The following is a 17,447-nucleotide window of genomic DNA, read 5'->3' as shown; positions in this document are numbered from 1 at the left end:
AGCGGATCGCCGCGCGCAGATTGGGGAGATTATCGTCGATTTGACCGAGGATGCTGGCTGCTGAAGCACCTTCAAGCATAGGTCCGGCAGCCTCGGCAAATGCGGCATAGTGAGCGGCATGACGCAGGTAGGTTACAGCGGAATCAGGCAGATTCTGCAAACGAGTGTCGGCGTAGACCCGAATAGTTTCCAGCAGCCGAAACTGTCCACGCTCGCCAGACTGAACAAGTCCTGCTTCAACCAGTTGGTCTAACTCAGCCACACCGAGCGCATCGGCAGCAGTGGCATCAAACGCGCCCCGAAACACACCCAATCGGGCGAATGAGAGCTGCGCTACCGGCGAGAGCATTCGTTCACTCCAGGCAATGGTGGCATTCAACGAACGCTGATGTGCGGGCAGATCGGCAAAACCACTGTCGAGATCGTCTAAATTATCCCTGAGACCGGCCAGAATCGCAGCCGGTTCCAGCGTATCGATGCGAGCTGCGGCCAACTCTATCGCCAGTGGCACCCCATCAAGGAAATGGCAAAGCGACGTTACGGCCTCGACATTGGCGGCATTGAGTGTAAACGACGGTTCGACTGCCCGGGCGCGTTCGCAAAACAGGCGGATGGCCGGCGCCGAGACGACTGCACTGAGATGCCGTTTTGTCGGCAATGCCAGCGGCTTCACCCGCACGCGAGTCTCGGCCCGCAAGCGCAGCGGTACCCGACTGGTCACGAGAATAATAATACCAGGCGCCACAGCGAGGATCCGGGCAAGCAATGGCGCGGCTGTCGTGAGATGCTCGAAATTGTCAAGGCAGAGCAGAAGAGAACGCTGAGATAGAAACGACAGTATTGCCGCTTCCACATCCTCCCCGGTAATCCCCAGGCGCAACGCGATCTTGGCCGCAACCGCAGAGGGATCGTCTAGCTCAGCCAGTTCAACAAAGTATGCGCCATCGACAAAAGTTGACTGCGCCGCCCAGGTGGCGGCTAACGCCAGGCGTGATTTACCTACCCCCGGCGGGCCGACTAACGTGATCAGCCGGGTCGAACCCGATCGAATCAAGCGGGTAAGCTCCGACAGAGCTGCTTCACGTCCCAATAAGGGAGTCGGCGCTACCGGTAAACGGGTATGCAATACGCCACCGGCAGACGCCCCATTCCCGGCATTCGTTGCGGGAAGCCGCTGAAAGCGAACCGCGTCGAGCAGAGCGCCACGCTCTTCACCGCGCAAACCTAACGCATCGGCCAGACGAACTGCCATTGCCAATGGCGGGAGCCGCGCGCCAGACTCATATTTTCGCAGAAGAGAAAGTGAAATGGCCGCGCGCGCAGCCAGTTGCGCCTGCGTCAACCCAAGTTCGGTGCGACACTGCTTGAGAATGGTGGCAAATGTGATAGCGATAGGTATGCTCGACTTTCCAGCGCCGGATGCCGGCTCAGCGTCAGCAATGCCGTGATCAACCTGCGAAAGATAGTATATCCTTGCGCCGACAAACACAAACGATATGGACATTTCTCAGAGTCCAGATCACCACTTGTCGGCATACGGGCATGTGTCACTCTTGTGTTACTTCATTGTAGCATTTGCGGCTTGTTATTGGCTGAAGAGTTTGTTACAACCAGAATATCGTCGGGTAAAGCTTTCGTTAGACAATGTTTGCAAGAGAAAACAGCGCTCAAGATGGTCTTGCCTGGCTTTCCGCCAGAGCCGAAGTGCCTCTTCGTCCGACTTCGTGAGCGAAGGCAGAGTCTGCTTCCTGCCTTGAACGAGTATAGCAGAGAAAGGAGCTGAAATAAGATCGAATTGTAAGCGCATACCGATTGGGAAATATCATCGTTCAATGCAGGAGAATCCATGATCCACTTCACCAGTCTCATTCAATCGGTCGGACTAACCCCGGCATTGTCGGCCTACCCGTTCACCAGCGTTCTGGTGTTGCTGTTCATCGGCGGCCTGGTGCAACAGCACATGCTAAATCCCGAACAGATCGCCCGTGAAACGATGGGGTTCTCAACCTTGTTCGCGAGTCAAGTCGGTGGAGTCGATCTGCCGGCATGGGCGTTTGAAGGGCCATTTCTATTCTTGATTGCGCTTGGCGTCATCTACGAGTGGTCAAGCGAACGCAGCGCCACGGCGCAAGAAATGATGGGATTTGTCAACCGTATGGTCAAGACCTTTGCCGGCTTCTCAGTGCAGTACGGTATGGTCAATAGCCAGATGGAGGAAATTCTCAATCTGTTAGCGCAAACGTTGCCACCCGACGCGCTCGCGCTGCTGAGCGGTGGCGTGGCAGTGGCAACCGTTGCGCCGATGGCAGTGCAGCCGGCTGAGGCATTAGCATGGCTGGCCCAACCAATCGCAATTATCTGGTCAACTATTGCCAGTGTCGCGATCTGGATTATCTCTGGCATTCGCGCTGCTATTATCGGGTTGATTTCACTGATGGATCCGGGCGGACATCTCGGCCTGTTGCGGCTCTTCTCGCTTGGTGATGGCGGGTGGGCGATTACCACGACTATCGTACTGATTTTCTTCCCGTTATTGGCCTTACTCCTGGCCGGGATTACTGTGCTGAGTCTCTGGTTGATCCGACGTTATTTCGAGGCGCGGGAACGCAAGCAGCTCATTGCATGTGCCAGTTGCGGCAGTCAGATGCATCCCTCGGCGCTGGAATGCCCTTCATGCCGCCAGCTCAACCAGCAGCCCCGCATGGTGGGCATGTTTGGCCAACCACGACCAGAACCGGTAACCGACCCGGCGGCCCATAGGATTGCCCTGATCAAGAATCGCCGCTGCCCAAGCTGCGCCACCCGGCTCAAGAAACGTGATATCCAACAGGCATGCCCGGCGTGCGCGACTGTCACCTTTGCCGATATTGCGCAGGTCAATACGTTCATCCGCACACTTGATCGGCAACTGCCGCGTGCGTTACTGATCAGTGGACTGCTCGGATTAGTGCCTGTCATTGGCGTGGTACCGGCAATCATCTATTATCGGCTCAGCCTGATTTCCAGCTTGCAGAGTTATGTACCGGTAGGAATTGGCTGCTTTACCAATTGGGGGCTGCGGTTTGTGGCCATCTTTCTGATCGCGTTGCAATCGGCGCCTGGGATTGGAATCTTTGCCATTCCGGCCCTATGCCTCATCAACTATACGGTATATCGCCAGATTATTTACGGTCAGGCCACGAACAAGATCCGTCGCGCTGAAACCGTTGTGCCCGATGGCAGCACAGTATCATCATAGCGATTGCGAAAGGCGACAGATTCATCATCTGTCGCCTTAATCCTGATGATGAAGGCAAGAGGGCGCGCCAACCCGACAGCTCTACGCCGTCTTGCGCGCCTTGCCACCTGACTTGCGACTCGACGGCGCCGGTTTTTCTGCCGTAGCAGGAGCCACAGCGGAATTACCGGTTGCCGCCTCTACCACCACACCGGCCTGCGCTTCATCGAGCGAGTTGGCAATATAATCGCACTTGGGGTAGCGCGAGCAACCGTAGAACGGACGACCAAACTTGCCGCGTCGGCGCAACAATTCGCCTTCACCGCACTTTGGGCACGGCACGCCAGTTGGTTCGGGCAACGGCACCGGTTTGCCATCACGCCCAAGCCGGCGAGTATTCGCGCATTCGGGATAGCCCGAACAGCCGAGGAAAGGACCAAAGCGGCTCTTTTTGATCACCATCGGTCGCCCGCAGAGATTGCACAGGACATCGCTCGTTTCGGGGGCACTGGCCTTGTCGAGCACGATTTGACCGTTTTCGTCGCGGTGAAAATCGCTGGTGAAATCGCACGACTCACTATCATCGTCACGGTTGTAACGCGAACAGGCCAGAAACTCACCGTTGCGGCCAAACTTGATCACCAGCTTACCCTGGCCACACTTCGGACAGTCAAGATCAGTTGTGATCTCTTCGCGCTTGATGTTGCGCATCTGGCGCTGAGCTGTCTCGAGTGTCGAGCGGAAGGGGCCGTAAAACTCGCGCAGCACCGGCACCCATTTCTTCGCCCCTTCAGCAATATCATCGAGCTGCTGTTCGAGCGCCGAGGTAAAGTCATAATCGACGATGTTACCAAAATATTCAACCAGTAAATCGGTCACCACGCGCCCTAAGGTAGTCGGCACCAGCTTCTTATCGACCATCTCGACGTATTCGCGCTCCTGGATGGTCGAGAGGATGGTCGCATAGGTGCTGGGCCGCCCGATTCCCAACCGTTCCAGTTCTTTGACCAGACTGGCTTCGGTATAGCGCGGCGGCGGTTCCGTGAAGTGTTGCACTGGCAACAACTCAACCAGTTCTAACGACTCACCTTCGGCCAGTGGCGGCAAACGGCGCTCGCTATCTTCATCTTCTTCGCCTTCGTCAAGACTGACGTTGTAGACGGCGAGGAAGCCGGGGAACTTGAGCACTGAGCCGGTAGCGCGGAAGAGGTACAGCGGCGCCGTGGCAATCGCTGGCCGGGCAGTAATATCAACCGTCGTGCTATCGAATATGGCAGGGGCCATCTGGGAAGCAATAAATCGCTTCCAGATCAGATCGTAAAGCCGCCAGAGGTCAGGTTCGAGCTGTTTGACCAATCGTTCGGGCACGCGGGCACTGCTGGTAGGACGGATGGCTTCGTGCGCTTCTTGCGCGCCTTTCGCTTTGGTCTTATAGACCGGCGGTTGATCGGGGAGGTAATCAGCGCCAAATCGCTGATCAATGACTTCGCGCGCTTCGGCCTGCGCCTCGGCTGCTACCTGGACGCTATCGGTGCGCATATAGGTGATCAGGCCGACCATTCCCTCATCGCCGCCAATATCCACTCCTTCATAAAGGCGCTGGGCCAGCGTCATTGTCTTCTTGGCGCTAAAACCCAACTTGCGCGCCGCTTCTTGTTGCAGGGTACTGGTGGTAAACGGCGGCGCAGGATTACGCCGTTTATCGCGTCGCACAACCCGCGTAACGGTATACCCGGCCCCCTGGAGATCGGCGACAATTGCTTCGGCCTGCTCGCGGTTTTCTATCGAAAATTTCTCCAGCTTTTTACCGTCGCGCTCGACCAGGGTTGCCCGGAACAGATCACGTGGCGCTACCCCTGCCACTTTCAACAGATCGGCTTCAATCGTCCAGTACTCTTGCGGTTGGAAGTTTTCGATTTCGCGTTCGCGCTCAACGATCAACCGCACTGCCACCGATTGCACGCGCCCGGCGCTCAGGCCACGCTTCACCTTATCCCACAGCAATGGGCTAAGCTGATAACCGACCAACCGGTCAAGCACCCGCCGGGCCTGTTGCGCATCGACCAGATTCTGATCGATCTGGCGCGGTTGCTGCAACGCCTGTTGCACCGCATTGCGGGTAATCTCTTGAAACACTACGCGGTAGACCGGCGTCTTCTTTGGCGGCTTGACTGCCTGGGTAATATGCCAGGCAATCGCTTCACCTTCGCGATCCGGGTCGGTCGCCAGGTAGACGGCATCGGCATTGCGCACCACCTGACTCAGCTCACTCACGACTTTCGGTTTGACAATCTCGTAAGAAGGGGCAAAATCGTGCTCTATATCGATCGCCAGCCCACTCTTTGGTAGATCGCGCACGTGACCCATGCTCGAGGTCACTTTATAGCCTTTGCCCAAATATTTTTGAATCGTCCGCGCCTTGGCCGGCGACTCAACGATCACAACTTTTTCGCCCATGTGACAGTTTCCATTATGTAATATATGAGTTAACCGGTTTTCATCTATCGTCATCGCACTATACGCGGCGCCGGCTTGCTTGTCAAGAGCGATCGTTCCCGCTTTCAGCAATAATCCCACTCCCAATGCGACAGCAATAGGTTATTGAACTGTAACTCGCTCGCTTACGATGAACTATTGACAAGCGGCATTGATCAGATACCCTGTGGTTAGAACCAGCAGTTTTTACCCGACGTCGGTCAGGTTGATTGCGCCCGTTTTTGCCTCGATCTGCTGTTATACTAACGGTATCGAGGATTGACGCGGGCTGCCGGTAAGGAGTTTTGCTATGGCTCCAGAGACGCAAACGACGGCGCAGCACGTCCCGTTATTCGATATGTTTGAGCCTGCCACTTACGAAGCGTGGCGGGCAGCGGCAGAACAAACCCTCAAGGGCGCGCCGTTCGAAAAGCGCCTGATCACCAAAACCTACGAGCAGATCCTGCTCCAACCGATTTACAACGCTGCCGATATTGCCGATCTTCCACACCTGGCCTCCCTGCCCGGTTTTGCGCCATTCACGCGCGATACTCGCGTGTTGGGGCCACTGCTGGAACGCTGGCAGGTTGCGCAGGAACTGCCCTACCCAACGGCAACCGAAATCAATCAGGCGGCCCATGCCGATCTCCCACGTGGGTTGACGGCACTCAACCTACCGCTCGATCAGGCTACGTTGCACGGCCTCGATCCCGACTCTGCCGCGCCAGCTCAGGTCGGCGCCGGCGGGTTGTCACTGGCAACTCTGGCCGATGCGCGCCGTCTGCTCGATCAACTTGATCTGAGTCGGGTGGCGTTATTCATCAATGCCGGCGCGCAAGCATTGCCGGTTGCCGCCATCCTGCTGACTGCCGCAACCGAACAGGGCGCGGCGCTCGATCAGGTACACGGCTGTCTGGGCGCAGACCCGCTCGGGATACTGGCCGCCAGCGGCACGCTGCCGGCCTCACTCGATCGCTGTTACGACCTCCTGGCCGAATGGACGCGATGGGCGATCGCCAATACGCCTCGCCTGCGCTCGATTATTGTCAGCACCCACGTCTACCACAATAGCGGCGCGCACGCCGCGCAAGAGCTTGGCTGCGCGCTCGCCACCGGCGTGGCTTATCTCCGCGCTATGCAAGCGCGCGGTTTGAGCGTTAACGAGGTAGCACCCCGCATCCAGTTTGCCTGTTCGGTTGGATCGCAGTTTTTCCTCGAGGTAGCGCGTTTGCGGGCGGCGCGAATGCTGTGGGCGCGCGTGGTTGCCGCATTTGCCGGTGATGAAGCGGCGCAACGGATGCATCTACACGTCCGTACCTCGGCCTGGACGAAAACGCGCTACGATGTTTATAACAATATGCTGCGCGCCACCGGCGAGGCAATGGCAGCGGTGATGGGTGGAGCGCAGAGTATTCACATCAGTCACTTCGATGAAGCCTGGGGCTTACCTGATGAGTTTTCGCGTCGGATCGCGCGCAATCTGCATGTCATCCTGCAAGAGGAGTGCAATTTCTTCCGCCTGATCGATCCGCCAGGCGGATCGTGGGCAGTCGAGAAGTTGACCGATGAGATTGCTGCCAGGGCATGGGCCTTCTTCCAGGAGATCGAACGCCAGGGTGGTATGGCGGCAGCACTGCAAGCCGGAATACCGCAAACGGCAATTGCCGCTACGCGCGCTGAGCGATTCGATGCAATCGCTCACCGACGCGAAGTGATTGTTGGCGTCAATATGTACCCCAACCTGGCCGAGAAATTACCGGAAGTGCGCCAGATCGATCATGTTCAGTTGCATGCGGCACGCGCCGTTGAGCTGCGCCATGCGCGCGAGACTCGTTCAGAGGAAGCATGCCACGCCGCTCTGTTGGAACTGGCGCAACAACGCACAATGACCGCTACCCTGGCCGCCACACGCGCTGGCGCGACATTGGGCGAGCTGAGCTGCGCGCTGGCTGCTGCCGATAGCGCCGCCCCGCAGGTAACATCGTTGTCAGCCTATCGCGCCGCCGAACAGTTTGAAGCCCTGCGCGCCGCAGCCGATGCCTACACGACCCGCGCAGGTCGTCGTCCGACGGTCTTTCTTGCCAATATGGGACCGATCAGCCAGCACAAGGCACGCGCCGACTTCGCGACCGGCTTCTTTACCGCCGGCGGCTTCGCCGTCATTGGGAATGATGGCTTTGCTACCGCTGCTGAAGCTGCTGCGGCTGCATTGGCCTCTGGCGCCGAAATTGTCACAATCTGCTCAACCGACGAAACCTATCCCGATATTGTGCCGGAATTGGCCCAAACCATTAAAGCGCAACGACCCGATACAACCATTGTCCTGGCCGGGTATCCTACCGATCTGATCGACATGTATCGCGCTGCCGGAGTCGATGAGTTCATCCATCTGCGCGCTAACTGTTATGAAACGCTGGCCCGGCTGCAACGCTTGAAAGGAGTGGCTGAGTGAAAAACCCTGATTTCACCACCCTGTCATACCGCGACGAGCGCCCCGCGCCCGATCTGGCGCAGTGGCAGGCCCTGGCCGAACAAGAGGCCGGCAAGCCACTGCGCGAGCTGGTCTGGCGCACGATGGAGCAGATCGACGTGCGCCCACTCTACACGGCTGCCGACCTGGCCGGCCTCGAGCATCTCGGCTTTACCGCCGGTATCCCCCCTTATCTGCGCGGACCCTACCCAACCATGTACGTCACCCAACCATGGACAATCCGCCAGTACGCTGGCTTCTCAACCGCCGAGGCCAGCAATGCCTTCTATCGGCGTAATCTGGCCGCGGGGCAAAAAGGTCTGTCGGTCGCATTCGACCTGGCCACTCACCGTGGCTACGACTCTGACCACCCCCGAGTCGTGGGTGATGTCGGCAAGGCTGGCGTCGCCATTGACTCGGTGCTTGATATGAAGATTTTGTTTGACGGCATCCCGCTCGATCAGATGTCGGTCTCGATGACGATGAACGGGGCAGTGATTCCGATTATGGCCTTCTACATCGTCGCCGCCGAAGAGCAGGGTGTGCGACCCGAACAGCTCACCGGCACCATCCAAAACGACATCTTGAAAGAGTACATGGTGCGCAATACCTACATCTACCCGCCTGAGCCATCGATGCGCATCATTGCCGATATTTTCGCTTATACTGCCCGCCATATGCCCAAATTTAACAGCATCAGCATTTCGGGCTACCATATGCAAGAGGCTGGCGCCACCGCCGATCTTGAGCTGGCCTATACCCTGGCCGATGGCCTCGAGTATGTGCGCGCCGGCTTGAAGGCGGGGCTGGCCATCGACGCCTTTGCGCCGCGACTCTCGTTCTTCTGGGCGATCGGCATGAACTATTTCATGGAGATCGCCAAGATGCGCGCTGCCCGCCTGCTCTGGGCCAGGATTATCAAGCAATTCAATCCCAAGGATCCGCGTTCGCTGGCGCTGCGCACCCATTGTCAGACATCGGGCTGGAGCCTGACCGAGCAAGACCCGTTCAACAATGTTGCCCGTACCTGCATCGAAGCGATGGCCGCAGCGCTCGGCCACACCCAGTCGTTGCATACCAATTCGCTTGACGAGGCTATCGCTCTACCAACTGACTTCTCGGCCCGCATTGCCCGCAACACGCAGTTGTACCTGCAAGAAGAGACGGGTATCTGCAAGATTGTCGATCCGTGGGGTGGTTCGTACTATCTTGAGTGGCTGACCGATGCCCTGGCCCGGCGGGCATGGGATCACATCCAGGAAGTAGAAGAGCTGGGAGGCATGGCCAAAGCTATCGAAGCCGGCCTGCCCAAACTCCGCATCGAAGAGGCGGCGGCCCGTCGCCAGGCCCATATTGACTCGGGTCGCGAGACGATTGTGGGGGTCAACAAGTATCGGCTCGAGTATGAAGCGCCAATTGAAATTCTGGAAGTGGATAACTCCGCTGTGCGCCAGAAGCAGATCGAGCGCTTGCAGAAGCTGCGCGCCGAACGCGACGAAGCCAAAGTGCAGGCAACCTTAGCCGAACTGACTCGCGTGGCTGCTACCGGCGAAGGTAATCTTCTGGCTGCGGCTATCGAAGCGGCGCGCGCGCGGGCTACCCTCGGTGAGATTTCGCTGGCAATGGAGAAGGTCTTTGGGCGCTTCAAAGCTGACATTCGCTCAGTGTCGGGAGTGTACGGTAGTGAATATAATGATGCCGAGCAGATTCAGCACGTGCGCGCGCTAGCCGACTCTTTTGCCGCCCTCGAAGGCCGCCGGCCCCGCATTCTGGTAGCCAAGATCGGCCAGGATGGTCACGATCGTGGCGCGAAAGTGGTGGCAACCGCCTTCGCCGACCTCGGCTTCGATGTCGATATCGGCTCACTCTTCCAGACCCCAGACGAGGTAGCCCGACAGGCCGTTGAGAACGATGTCCACGTGGTCGGAATCAGCTCACTGGCCGGCGGTCACAAGACGCTGTTGCCGCAACTGGTCGAAGAGTTGCGCAAACTGGGCCGGGACGACATCATGGTTGTAATCGGCGGTGTCATTCCGCCACAGGATTACGACTTCCTGCGCGCGCATGGCGCGGCACTGATCTTTGGTCCTGGCACCATCATTCCGGTCGCCGCCGAGAAGTTACTGCGCGAATTGCAACGTCGTCTGCACGGTGACAGCGTTGCTGCGCCGGCCCAATGATAGATTGGCGCAAGGAGGCTCCATCACTTAGCATGTCAAGAGGTGGGTCTGCGCCACCATGATCGACAAACAGATCAACCCCGCTCTCGTTGACTGAGAGCGGGGGCAGCGTTTGCGAACAAGCGCTGCGGAATGCGTCAGCCATTGCAGAGACCTGTTATGACCAACGAGCATTCAACTACCGATGATATGCCCTTCGCGCTGTCGGTGCTGGCCGGAATTGCCAGCCGTCACGACGGCCTGCCTGGCAGCGCGCCCGCTCCGGCTACTCCATCAGTCGGCTCTCGGCGCCGCCAGCTTACGGTTGAAGAGTACGTCGATGGCGTGCGTCGCGGCGATCGCGCTATCCTTGCTCGCGCTATCACCCTGATTGAGAGTAATGCAACATCGCACATTGCTCAGGCCCAAGAGGTGTTGCGCGCTTTGCTGCCCTTCACCGGCGGCGCCTTGCGGGTCGGTATCACCGGCGTGCCCGGAGTTGGCAAAAGCACCTTTATTGAGGCGCTCGGCACGATGCTCTGCGATCGGGGGCATCGGGTGGCTGTGCTGGCCATCGATCCTTCGAGCAGCATTTCACGCGGCAGCATCCTCGGCGATAAAACGCGCATGGAGCGGCTCGCCCGTCATCCCAATGCCTATATTCGTCCTTCGCCATCGGGCGGTAGTTTGGGCGGCGTGGCCCGCAAAACGCGCGAAACACTGCTGCTCTGCGAGGCAGCCGGTTTCGACATTGTGCTGGTCGAGACGGTCGGCGTTGGACAGAGTGAGACTGCTGTGCGCGGCATGGTTGACTTCTTTTTGCTGTTAATGCTGGCCGGCGCCGGCGATGAGCTGCAAGGGATCAAGAAGGGTGTGATCGAGCTGGCTGATGCGCTGGTCATCACGAAAGCCGATGGCGATAATAAGGCGCGAGCGCTGGCGGCGCAGGCCGAATATCGCCACGCGCTGCGGTACCTCGCGCCGGCGACACCGGGATGGAAACCACCGGTGCGCACCTGCTCGGCACTCACCGGAGACGGGATAGCGGCGGTGTGGAATGAGATTGAACGCTTCCGCGCCGAGACTACGGCGAGCGGCGTCCTGGCCTCCCGCCGCCGCGAACAGGCCCGCGACTGGCTCTACTCGCTGATCGATGAGCAGTTGCGCGCGCTCTTCTTCGCCCATCCGACGGTGCGTGCCCGATTGCCGGTGATTGAGCAGGCAGTGGTGGAAGGTAGTCTGCCGGTAGTGAGTGCCGTGCAGCAGTTGCTGGCCGCATTAGGGGAATCGTGAACGCACCTTTGCGGATGGCAGTGGGGTATGAGATCGAATGCTTCCGCGCCGAAGCCACAGCGCGCGGCAATCCTGGGATCCCACCGCCGCGAACAGGAGCGCGACTGGCTCTACTCGCTGATCGATGAGCAGTTGCGCGCGCTCAACGCATATCCAATGACCGGCACCTGTACAGGCTGTAGTGGTGAGTGACGCGCCACAGTTGCTGCTGGGTTGGGGAATCGTGAACGAGCGTCAGCGCCGTGTCATGACCCATCTTCACGCAGAATGTAGCCTACACTGCGCACAGTATGGATCAAGCGCGGTTCGCCATTTGCCTCAAGCTTCTGGCGCAAGTAACGCACATACACTTCGATAATATTGCTCTCGCCGCCAAAGTCGTAGTTCCAAACCCGGTCGTAGATGATGTCGCGGGTCAACACCTGATTCGGGTGGCGCATAAAGAGTTCAAGCAAATCATACTCTTTGGCAGTCAATTCTACCCGCCGATCTCCCACCCGCAGCTCGCGCGAACGAGTATCAAGGGTCAGATTAGCAAATCGTAATATATCCTGGCGCTGACCGGCCTGCTGGCGTCGCAACTGGGCGCGGATCCGAGCCAGCAGCTCTTCAAACGCAAACGGCTTCACCAGGTAATCATCAGCGCCGGCTTCCAAACCGGCCACGCGGTCACGCACGGCATCGCGCGCCGTTAACATGATGATCGGGATGCTTGACTCGACACGCAGGCGACGGGCCACTTCAAACCCATCAACTTCCGGCAACATCAGATCAAGCACAATGAGATCATAGTTGCCGGTAGCTGCCATGTTCAGGCCTTGCGCGCCATCAAAAGCCACGTCTACCCGGTAGCCTTCAAGGCTCAGGCCGCGTCGTAGATAAGAAGCAATTTCCGTCTCGTCTTCAATGATCAAAATTCGCGCCATGCCTGTAGTATACGAAGAGACCGTTCGTTCGTCAACGGATTTACAGGTTAATGCGGTTCACTATCAAGTTCGTTCAAAAAATCTTCAGGATGCTGGCGAATCTCCAGACTCCGTTGCTCAATCTCGCGACGCAACTCCCGCCGCAAGCGAGCTGCCATCCAGCGCCGACGCTGTTCGGCGGTTTCGATCCGCACGGGTGGTACCGGACAGGGACGAAAATGCTCATCAACAGCCACCATTGTAAAGTAGCACGTCATCACGTGGCGCTGCGTGCGCGCAGTAATATTCTCGGCCACCACCCGAATCCCGACCTCCATCGAGGTATTGCCGGTATAGTTAATCGACGCCAAAAACGTCACCAGTTCCCCCACATGAATGCGGGCGCGAAAGATCACCTGATCGACAGAAACGGTCACCACATACCGGCCCGAATAGCGTGACGCACAGGCATATGCCACCTGATCAAGTAATTTCAGGATATGACCACCGTGAACATTGCCGGCGAAATTCGCCATATCGGGCGTCATCAAGACTGTCATTTGCAAGGTGCGAAACTGCTCGGTCTGGTGAGTTCCTCCATTCGTTTCCATACATCACCCCGCGAGCTGGATCCTGTCGAAGATGCTGCTTTGTCAAGTATACTCGCGAGAGATACGGCCAGATGGCTTGTCAAACCGCAGTAAACAGTAACGCCAGAGGCCGGCGTTGAAGGTGTGAGTCTGGGCAATACAACCGCGCATTGCCGCAATCTGGAGATCGGATTGCAGGCGCAGAGCGCGCAATACCAGCGCAGCCGGCAGGGTCAGTTGAGCAAAGTGACCGAGAAAGCGAAGCGATGGCCCGGCGCTGAGTGTCAGATCGGTGCGCTGACTCAGTTGCAGGCCGGCCAGAGCGGCCAGTTCAATCAACTCATCAGCCGTGACCAGATCGGGCATTGCCCATGGATACAGCCACGATCGGAGGGCATCACGCTCGGCGGGGCTAAGATCAGGCCGCGCAGCAAAGCGGTCGGCGATAACCAATCGACCGCCTGGACGCAACAAACGGACAATTTCGTCCAACAATGCCGGCTTGTCAGGAGCGTGACAAATGCTCTCCAGCATCCACACAACATCGCAGCTCGCGTCACACAGCGGTGTAGCGGCATAGTCGGCGCAGAGAAACTGAGCTTTTCCTCCACGTCGAGCGCGTTTTGCCTGCTCTGGAACCAGAGTGAGACCGATGACAGGCCCCTCGTGGTGAGCGGCAATACTATTGGCGCTCGCGCCGGCGCCGCAACCGGCATCGAGCAGGCACTCACCAGGTGCCAGTTGGGCAGCAGTCAACATTGTCTCATCGATTGAGCGGAGCGCCGCGCGATGTGTGCGCGCCTGCTGCCACAAACCGGCATGCATAGCCTGGGAACCGCGAATCACGCCAAGCACGCGAAACATCCAATCGGTTTGGCGATAGAATAGGCGCACCGCGCAATGATGAGCTGACATGATCACTGATAAGACCAGATGCGCACGGTTGAGTCAAAGCTGCCACTGGCGAGCACATCACCACCGGGCGCAAATGCAACCGCAGTGACACTCTCATTATGACCGCTCAGTTCCCACGATAGAGTGCCATCTTGCACCTTCCAGATCCGCGCGATACGACCGAAATGAGCGCTGGCCAGATAGCGATTATCGGGGCTAAACGCAAGGCTAAAGCAAGCGCCAGAAGGGGTTGCCATGATTTGCAGCGGATGACCGTCACTAACCCGCCAGACCACGATCATCCCATCACCACCAGCGCTCGCCGCCAGTTGACCGTCAGAACTAAACGCCACGCTGAAGACTGCATCGCTGTGAAATTGCATCGTCCGCATCAGTGACCAGCTCTGTGTTTGCCAGAGCCGCGCGACGCGATCGTGACCGGCAGAGAGCAACAATTTGCCATCAGGACTAAAAGCAACACTGTTGATGACCCCTTCATGCCCAGACAAGGAATGGCTCAACCGACCATCAGCAGCATTCCAGATACCAACAACCGGCTCCCAGCCGCCAGTTGCGATCACATTGCCGTGTGGTTGAAAGGCAACGCTGAAAAACGCGCCACTACGCTGTTCATCACCGAGATGGAACAGCAATTCACCATCGCTCACCCGCCAGACACGCGCGCCGTGTTGACGACCGGCAGCCGCAATCAACCGGCCATCGGCGCTAAAAGACACTGCGTTAATCTCGCCGATATTGCCGCTAATAACGCGCTGCAACTGTCCATCAGGCAACCGCCAGAGCCGTACCATCCCATCCCACGAACCGGTAGCCAGCCACTGCTGGTCAGGGCTAAACGCGATACTATTCACCCAACTCTGCACCGACAACATCTGGCGCAGCAACGGACGCTGAACGGCGAGCATATCGGACATCGGTCGTTCGAGCTGAAAGAAGCGGTGGTGAGCGGCCAGCAGATGACGATCGGGGCGCAAGGACAGGCGACTGGGCTGGCGCAACCGTCTGCCAGCCAGAGCACCGTATTCGCTATCACGTAGCTCCGGCGCAACCAGCACTTCTAGCGTCATGGCATCAATTGTCAGGAGACCGGCTTGAAAGAGGATTTGCAGATCGGCGCGCAATAACAATGCATTGTGTGGTTCTGCTGGACCCTGTGAGTCGATCAAAACCGGGCGCAACACAGCGCTCACCTTACAGCCACTCATCGCGCAGGCGCCATCGTAGGCCACCAGCAATCTTGCCCGCAAGGCGTCTAGCGCCGACGAACCTTGATCGAGGGCCGAATCAAAGACCAGGTTGGGGATGGAACGTTGCTGCATTGTGCTCATTCCGGTCGTTATGTGGACTACAATGTCCATGATAGCATTGACATTGCAAGAATCATACCGGAACTACATAAATGTTACCTGTGTTATTACGGCCTGCCAGATAACACTTCTTTCATGATACCATCAACTAACGATAATGAATGTGGGCTTCAACATGGCGAATTGCTCTTCAGCCATGCCTGAACCATGGCTAAATCATCTGGGGTATTCAGATTCATCAGCGAGCGCGCGAGGGGATCGTAACGTTGCCAGAGTTCAGGGCCAGGATCAACCCAGGACAGCGACCTCAAAGCAGTCTGCAACCGGCGCTCGCCGCGATCGAAAACGCGGCGCAATGGCGGTAAAGCGCTTTGGCGGTAGACTGCCAGCAGCGGTTGCGGTCGGTCAGGCTGACCGGGGAGCGTTGGCGCCAGCGCATCGCCGGTAAAGGGCCACTGCGCCAGCGCAGCCAGCAATTGTGGCGCGATCAGTGGCATATCGGCAGCAATCACCAGAGCTGCCGGCGCGCGCATCGCCTGCAAACCACTGATTAAACCACCGATCGCTCCGCTCCCCGGCTGTTCATCGCACACCAGTCGCGCTGGTATATCAGGCCATGCCTCGGCATCATTGAGCACAACAATTGTCTCAACGCATAGTGGCTGCAACAGCGCAACCGCATGATCGAGCAATCGCGGCCCACAATCGCCCCACAGCCGCAGCCTTCGCTTATCAGTGCCAAAACGACGACTGCGGCCACCGGCGATCACGATCCCGCTCAGGAACGTTTGCTCAGTCATCGTTGTCGCAATACGCTGGAGTGAAAGAAAGTGTTATGAACCAACTTTGCCGAGCGAGGCAAGGAACTCGGCATTACTCTTCGTTTTGGCCATTCGGGTCAGCATCAATTCGGCGCCTTCGTTCTCGCCCAACATGCTGACCATCCGGCGCAGCATCCAGCTCTGACGCAGTGTCACCGGATCGAGCAACAGGTCCTCGCGGCGCGTACCCGAACGCTGAATATCAACTGCGGGGAAGATGCGCTTCTCGGCCAGCTTGCGGTCGAGGTGCAACTCCATATTACCGGTGCCCTTAAACTCCTCGTAGATCACATCGTCCATGCGCGAGCCGGTATCAACCAGACAGGTAGCAATAATCGTAAGCGAGCCACCGTCTTCGATATTACGCGCCGAACCGAAGAACCGTTTAGGAGGATACAGCGCCGCCGGATCAACACCGCCAGAGAGGGTACGCCCGCTCGGCGGCATCGCAATATTGTAGGCGCGGGTCAAGCGAGTGAGTGAATCCATCAAGATCACCACATGGCGTCCGTGCTCAACCTGTCGTTTCGCCTTTTCCAACACCAGCTCGGCCACTTTGATATGCTGCTCAACCGGCTCATCGAAGGTGGCTGCAACCACTTCGCCCTGCACCGAACGGCGCATATCGGTCACTTCTTCAGGGCGCTCGCCGATCAAAAGCACGATGAGCTGAATATCGGGAGCATTGGTTGTAACGCCATTTGCAATTGCCTTGAGCAGCATCGTCTTGCCCGCCTTTGGCGGCGCGACAATCAACCCGCGCTGGCCGCGACCAATCGGCGCAATCACATCAACAATGCGCGTCGGCAAAATATTTGGCTCGGTTGACAGCACAATCTGAACATTTGGATGGATTGGGGTTAATTGCTCAAATTGGGGCCGCTTCTGCGCAGCTTCCGCCGGTAGACCGTTAATCCGTTCAACATAAAGCAGAGATGGATATCGTTCTACCTCTTTTGGCGGACGCACACGGCCCTCAATCATATCGCCGGTGCGCAGATTGAAGCGCCGGATCTGCGACTGGGCAACATACACGTCATCAGTGCTAGGGCTAAGCCGGGGATTACGCAGGAATCCGTGACCATCCGGCACAATCTCTAACAAACCGGAACCCTGCATCGTTACCGGTTCTTCGACTACAGACGTGGTAGTGGCGGTACTTACAGGTAGCGCAGTGAGAGACTCGCTACCCGTTGTCGCGCTTTGGTCACCATTGATACGGCGCCGACGGCGGCGCGCCTTGTCGGTTTGTTCGGAGGTTCCTGAAGTCATACGCTTGTCATCCATTGCGTGTG

Annotated in this window: 12 protein-coding genes; 4 read left to right on the top strand and 8 right to left on the bottom strand. The window is 57.9% G+C overall.

Annotated elements, in window-relative coordinates; genetic code table 11:
• Positions 1-1,504, bottom strand: a 1,504-nt coding sequence (locus Q0650_RS14935; RefSeq protein ID WP_298820348.1) for a helix-turn-helix domain-containing protein, incomplete at its 3' end; no start/stop codon positions are given.
• Positions 1,505-1,846: 342 nt separating this feature from the next.
• On the opposite strand from Q0650_RS14935, the gene Q0650_RS14930 reads away from it, so the two are divergent.
• Positions 1,847-3,238, top strand: a complete 1,392-nt coding sequence (locus Q0650_RS14930; RefSeq protein ID WP_298820346.1) for a hypothetical protein — start codon at positions 1,847-1,849, stop codon at positions 3,236-3,238.
• Positions 3,239-3,319: 81 nt separating this feature from the next.
• Here the strand turns inward: Q0650_RS14930 and topA are convergent, their stop codons facing one another.
• Positions 3,320-5,674 carry a type I DNA topoisomerase gene (gene topA, locus Q0650_RS14925; RefSeq protein WP_298820344.1) on the bottom strand — a complete coding sequence of 785 codons (2,355 nt, stop codon included), beginning with the start codon at positions 5,672-5,674 and terminating at the stop codon, positions 3,320-3,322.
• A 328-nt stretch (positions 5,675-6,002) separates the two neighbouring features.
• Here topA and Q0650_RS14920 point away from each other — a divergent pair, with 328 nt between their 5' ends.
• From Q0650_RS14920 to meaB, 3 genes are all read left to right on the top strand, one after another.
• On the top strand, positions 6,003-8,144 hold the full coding sequence (locus Q0650_RS14920) for a methylmalonyl-CoA mutase family protein (protein ID WP_298820342.1): 2,142 nt from the start codon (positions 6,003-6,005) through the stop codon (positions 8,142-8,144).
• A complete protein-coding gene (scpA, locus tag Q0650_RS14915; RefSeq protein WP_298820340.1) occupies positions 8,141-10,342 on the top strand; it encodes a methylmalonyl-CoA mutase in 2,202 nt (733 codons plus the stop codon). The genes Q0650_RS14920 and scpA overlap by 4 nt, the downstream gene beginning before the upstream one ends.
• A 159-nt stretch (positions 10,343-10,501) precedes the next feature.
• Positions 10,502-11,614, top strand: coding sequence for a methylmalonyl Co-A mutase-associated GTPase MeaB (gene meaB, locus Q0650_RS14910; protein ID WP_298820338.1), 1,113 nt, complete (start codon positions 10,502-10,504; stop codon positions 11,612-11,614).
• 245 nt (positions 11,615-11,859) lie between these two features.
• Here the strand turns inward: meaB and Q0650_RS14905 are convergent, their stop codons facing one another.
• The 6 genes from Q0650_RS14905 to rho form a co-directional block, all read right to left on the bottom strand.
• Positions 11,860-12,540 carry a response regulator transcription factor gene (locus Q0650_RS14905; protein ID WP_298820336.1) on the bottom strand — a complete coding sequence of 227 codons (681 nt, stop codon included), beginning with the start codon at positions 12,538-12,540 and terminating at the stop codon, positions 11,860-11,862.
• A gap of 47 nt (positions 12,541-12,587) precedes the next feature.
• Complete coding sequence (locus Q0650_RS14900) at positions 12,588-13,130, bottom strand: acyl-CoA thioesterase (RefSeq protein ID WP_298820334.1); 543 nt, start codon at positions 13,128-13,130, stop codon at positions 12,588-12,590.
• A gap of 42 nt (positions 13,131-13,172) precedes the next feature.
• A complete protein-coding gene (locus tag Q0650_RS14895) occupies positions 13,173-14,024 on the bottom strand; it encodes a class I SAM-dependent methyltransferase (protein WP_298820332.1) in 852 nt (283 codons plus the stop codon).
• A gap of 2 nt (positions 14,025-14,026) precedes the next feature.
• A complete protein-coding gene (locus Q0650_RS14890) occupies positions 14,027-15,343 on the bottom strand; it encodes a WD40 repeat domain-containing protein (RefSeq protein WP_298820329.1) in 1,317 nt (438 codons plus the stop codon).
• Positions 15,344-15,501: 158 nt separating this feature from the next.
• Positions 15,502-16,131 (bottom strand): molybdenum cofactor guanylyltransferase, encoded by a 630-nt coding sequence (locus tag Q0650_RS14885; protein WP_298820327.1) that lies wholly within the window; start codon positions 16,129-16,131, stop codon positions 15,502-15,504.
• 33 nt (positions 16,132-16,164) lie between these two features.
• Positions 16,165-17,424, bottom strand: a complete 1,260-nt coding sequence (gene rho / locus Q0650_RS14880; protein WP_298820325.1) for a transcription termination factor Rho — start codon at positions 17,422-17,424, stop codon at positions 16,165-16,167.
• Positions 17,425-17,447: the final 23 nt, after the last annotated feature.

It is taken from the genome of uncultured Chloroflexus sp. (genome assembly GCF_937129525.1).
GTDB lineage: Bacteria > Chloroflexota > Chloroflexia > Chloroflexales > Chloroflexaceae > Chloroflexus.
This window is presented reverse-complemented; position numbering and strand designations above follow the sequence as displayed.

Coding starts and splice junctions, on each gene's coding strand:
- Q0650_RS14930 (WP_298820346.1), top strand. CDS start 1,847: ATGATCCACTTCACCAGTCTCATTCAATCGGTCGGACTAACCCCGGCA.
- topA (WP_298820344.1), bottom strand. CDS start 5,674: ATGGGCGAAAAAGTTGTGATCGTTGAGTCGCCGGCCAAGGCGCGGACG.
- Q0650_RS14920 (WP_298820342.1), top strand. CDS start 6,003: ATGGCTCCAGAGACGCAAACGACGGCGCAGCACGTCCCGTTATTCGAT.
- meaB (WP_298820338.1), top strand. CDS start 10,502: ATGACCAACGAGCATTCAACTACCGATGATATGCCCTTCGCGCTGTCG.
- Q0650_RS14905 (WP_298820336.1), bottom strand. CDS start 12,540: ATGGCGCGAATTTTGATCATTGAAGACGAGACGGAAATTGCTTCTTAT.
- Q0650_RS14900 (WP_298820334.1), bottom strand. CDS start 13,130: ATGGAAACGAATGGAGGAACTCACCAGACCGAGCAGTTTCGCACCTTG.
- Q0650_RS14895 (WP_298820332.1), bottom strand. CDS start 14,024: ATGTCAGCTCATCATTGCGCGGTGCGCCTATTCTATCGCCAAACCGAT.
- Q0650_RS14890 (WP_298820329.1), bottom strand. CDS start 15,343: ATGCAGCAACGTTCCATCCCCAACCTGGTCTTTGATTCGGCCCTCGAT.
- Q0650_RS14885 (WP_298820327.1), bottom strand. CDS start 16,131: ATGACTGAGCAAACGTTCCTGAGCGGGATCGTGATCGCCGGTGGCCGC.
- rho (WP_298820325.1), bottom strand. CDS start 17,424: ATGACTTCAGGAACCTCCGAACAAACCGACAAGGCGCGCCGCCGTCGG.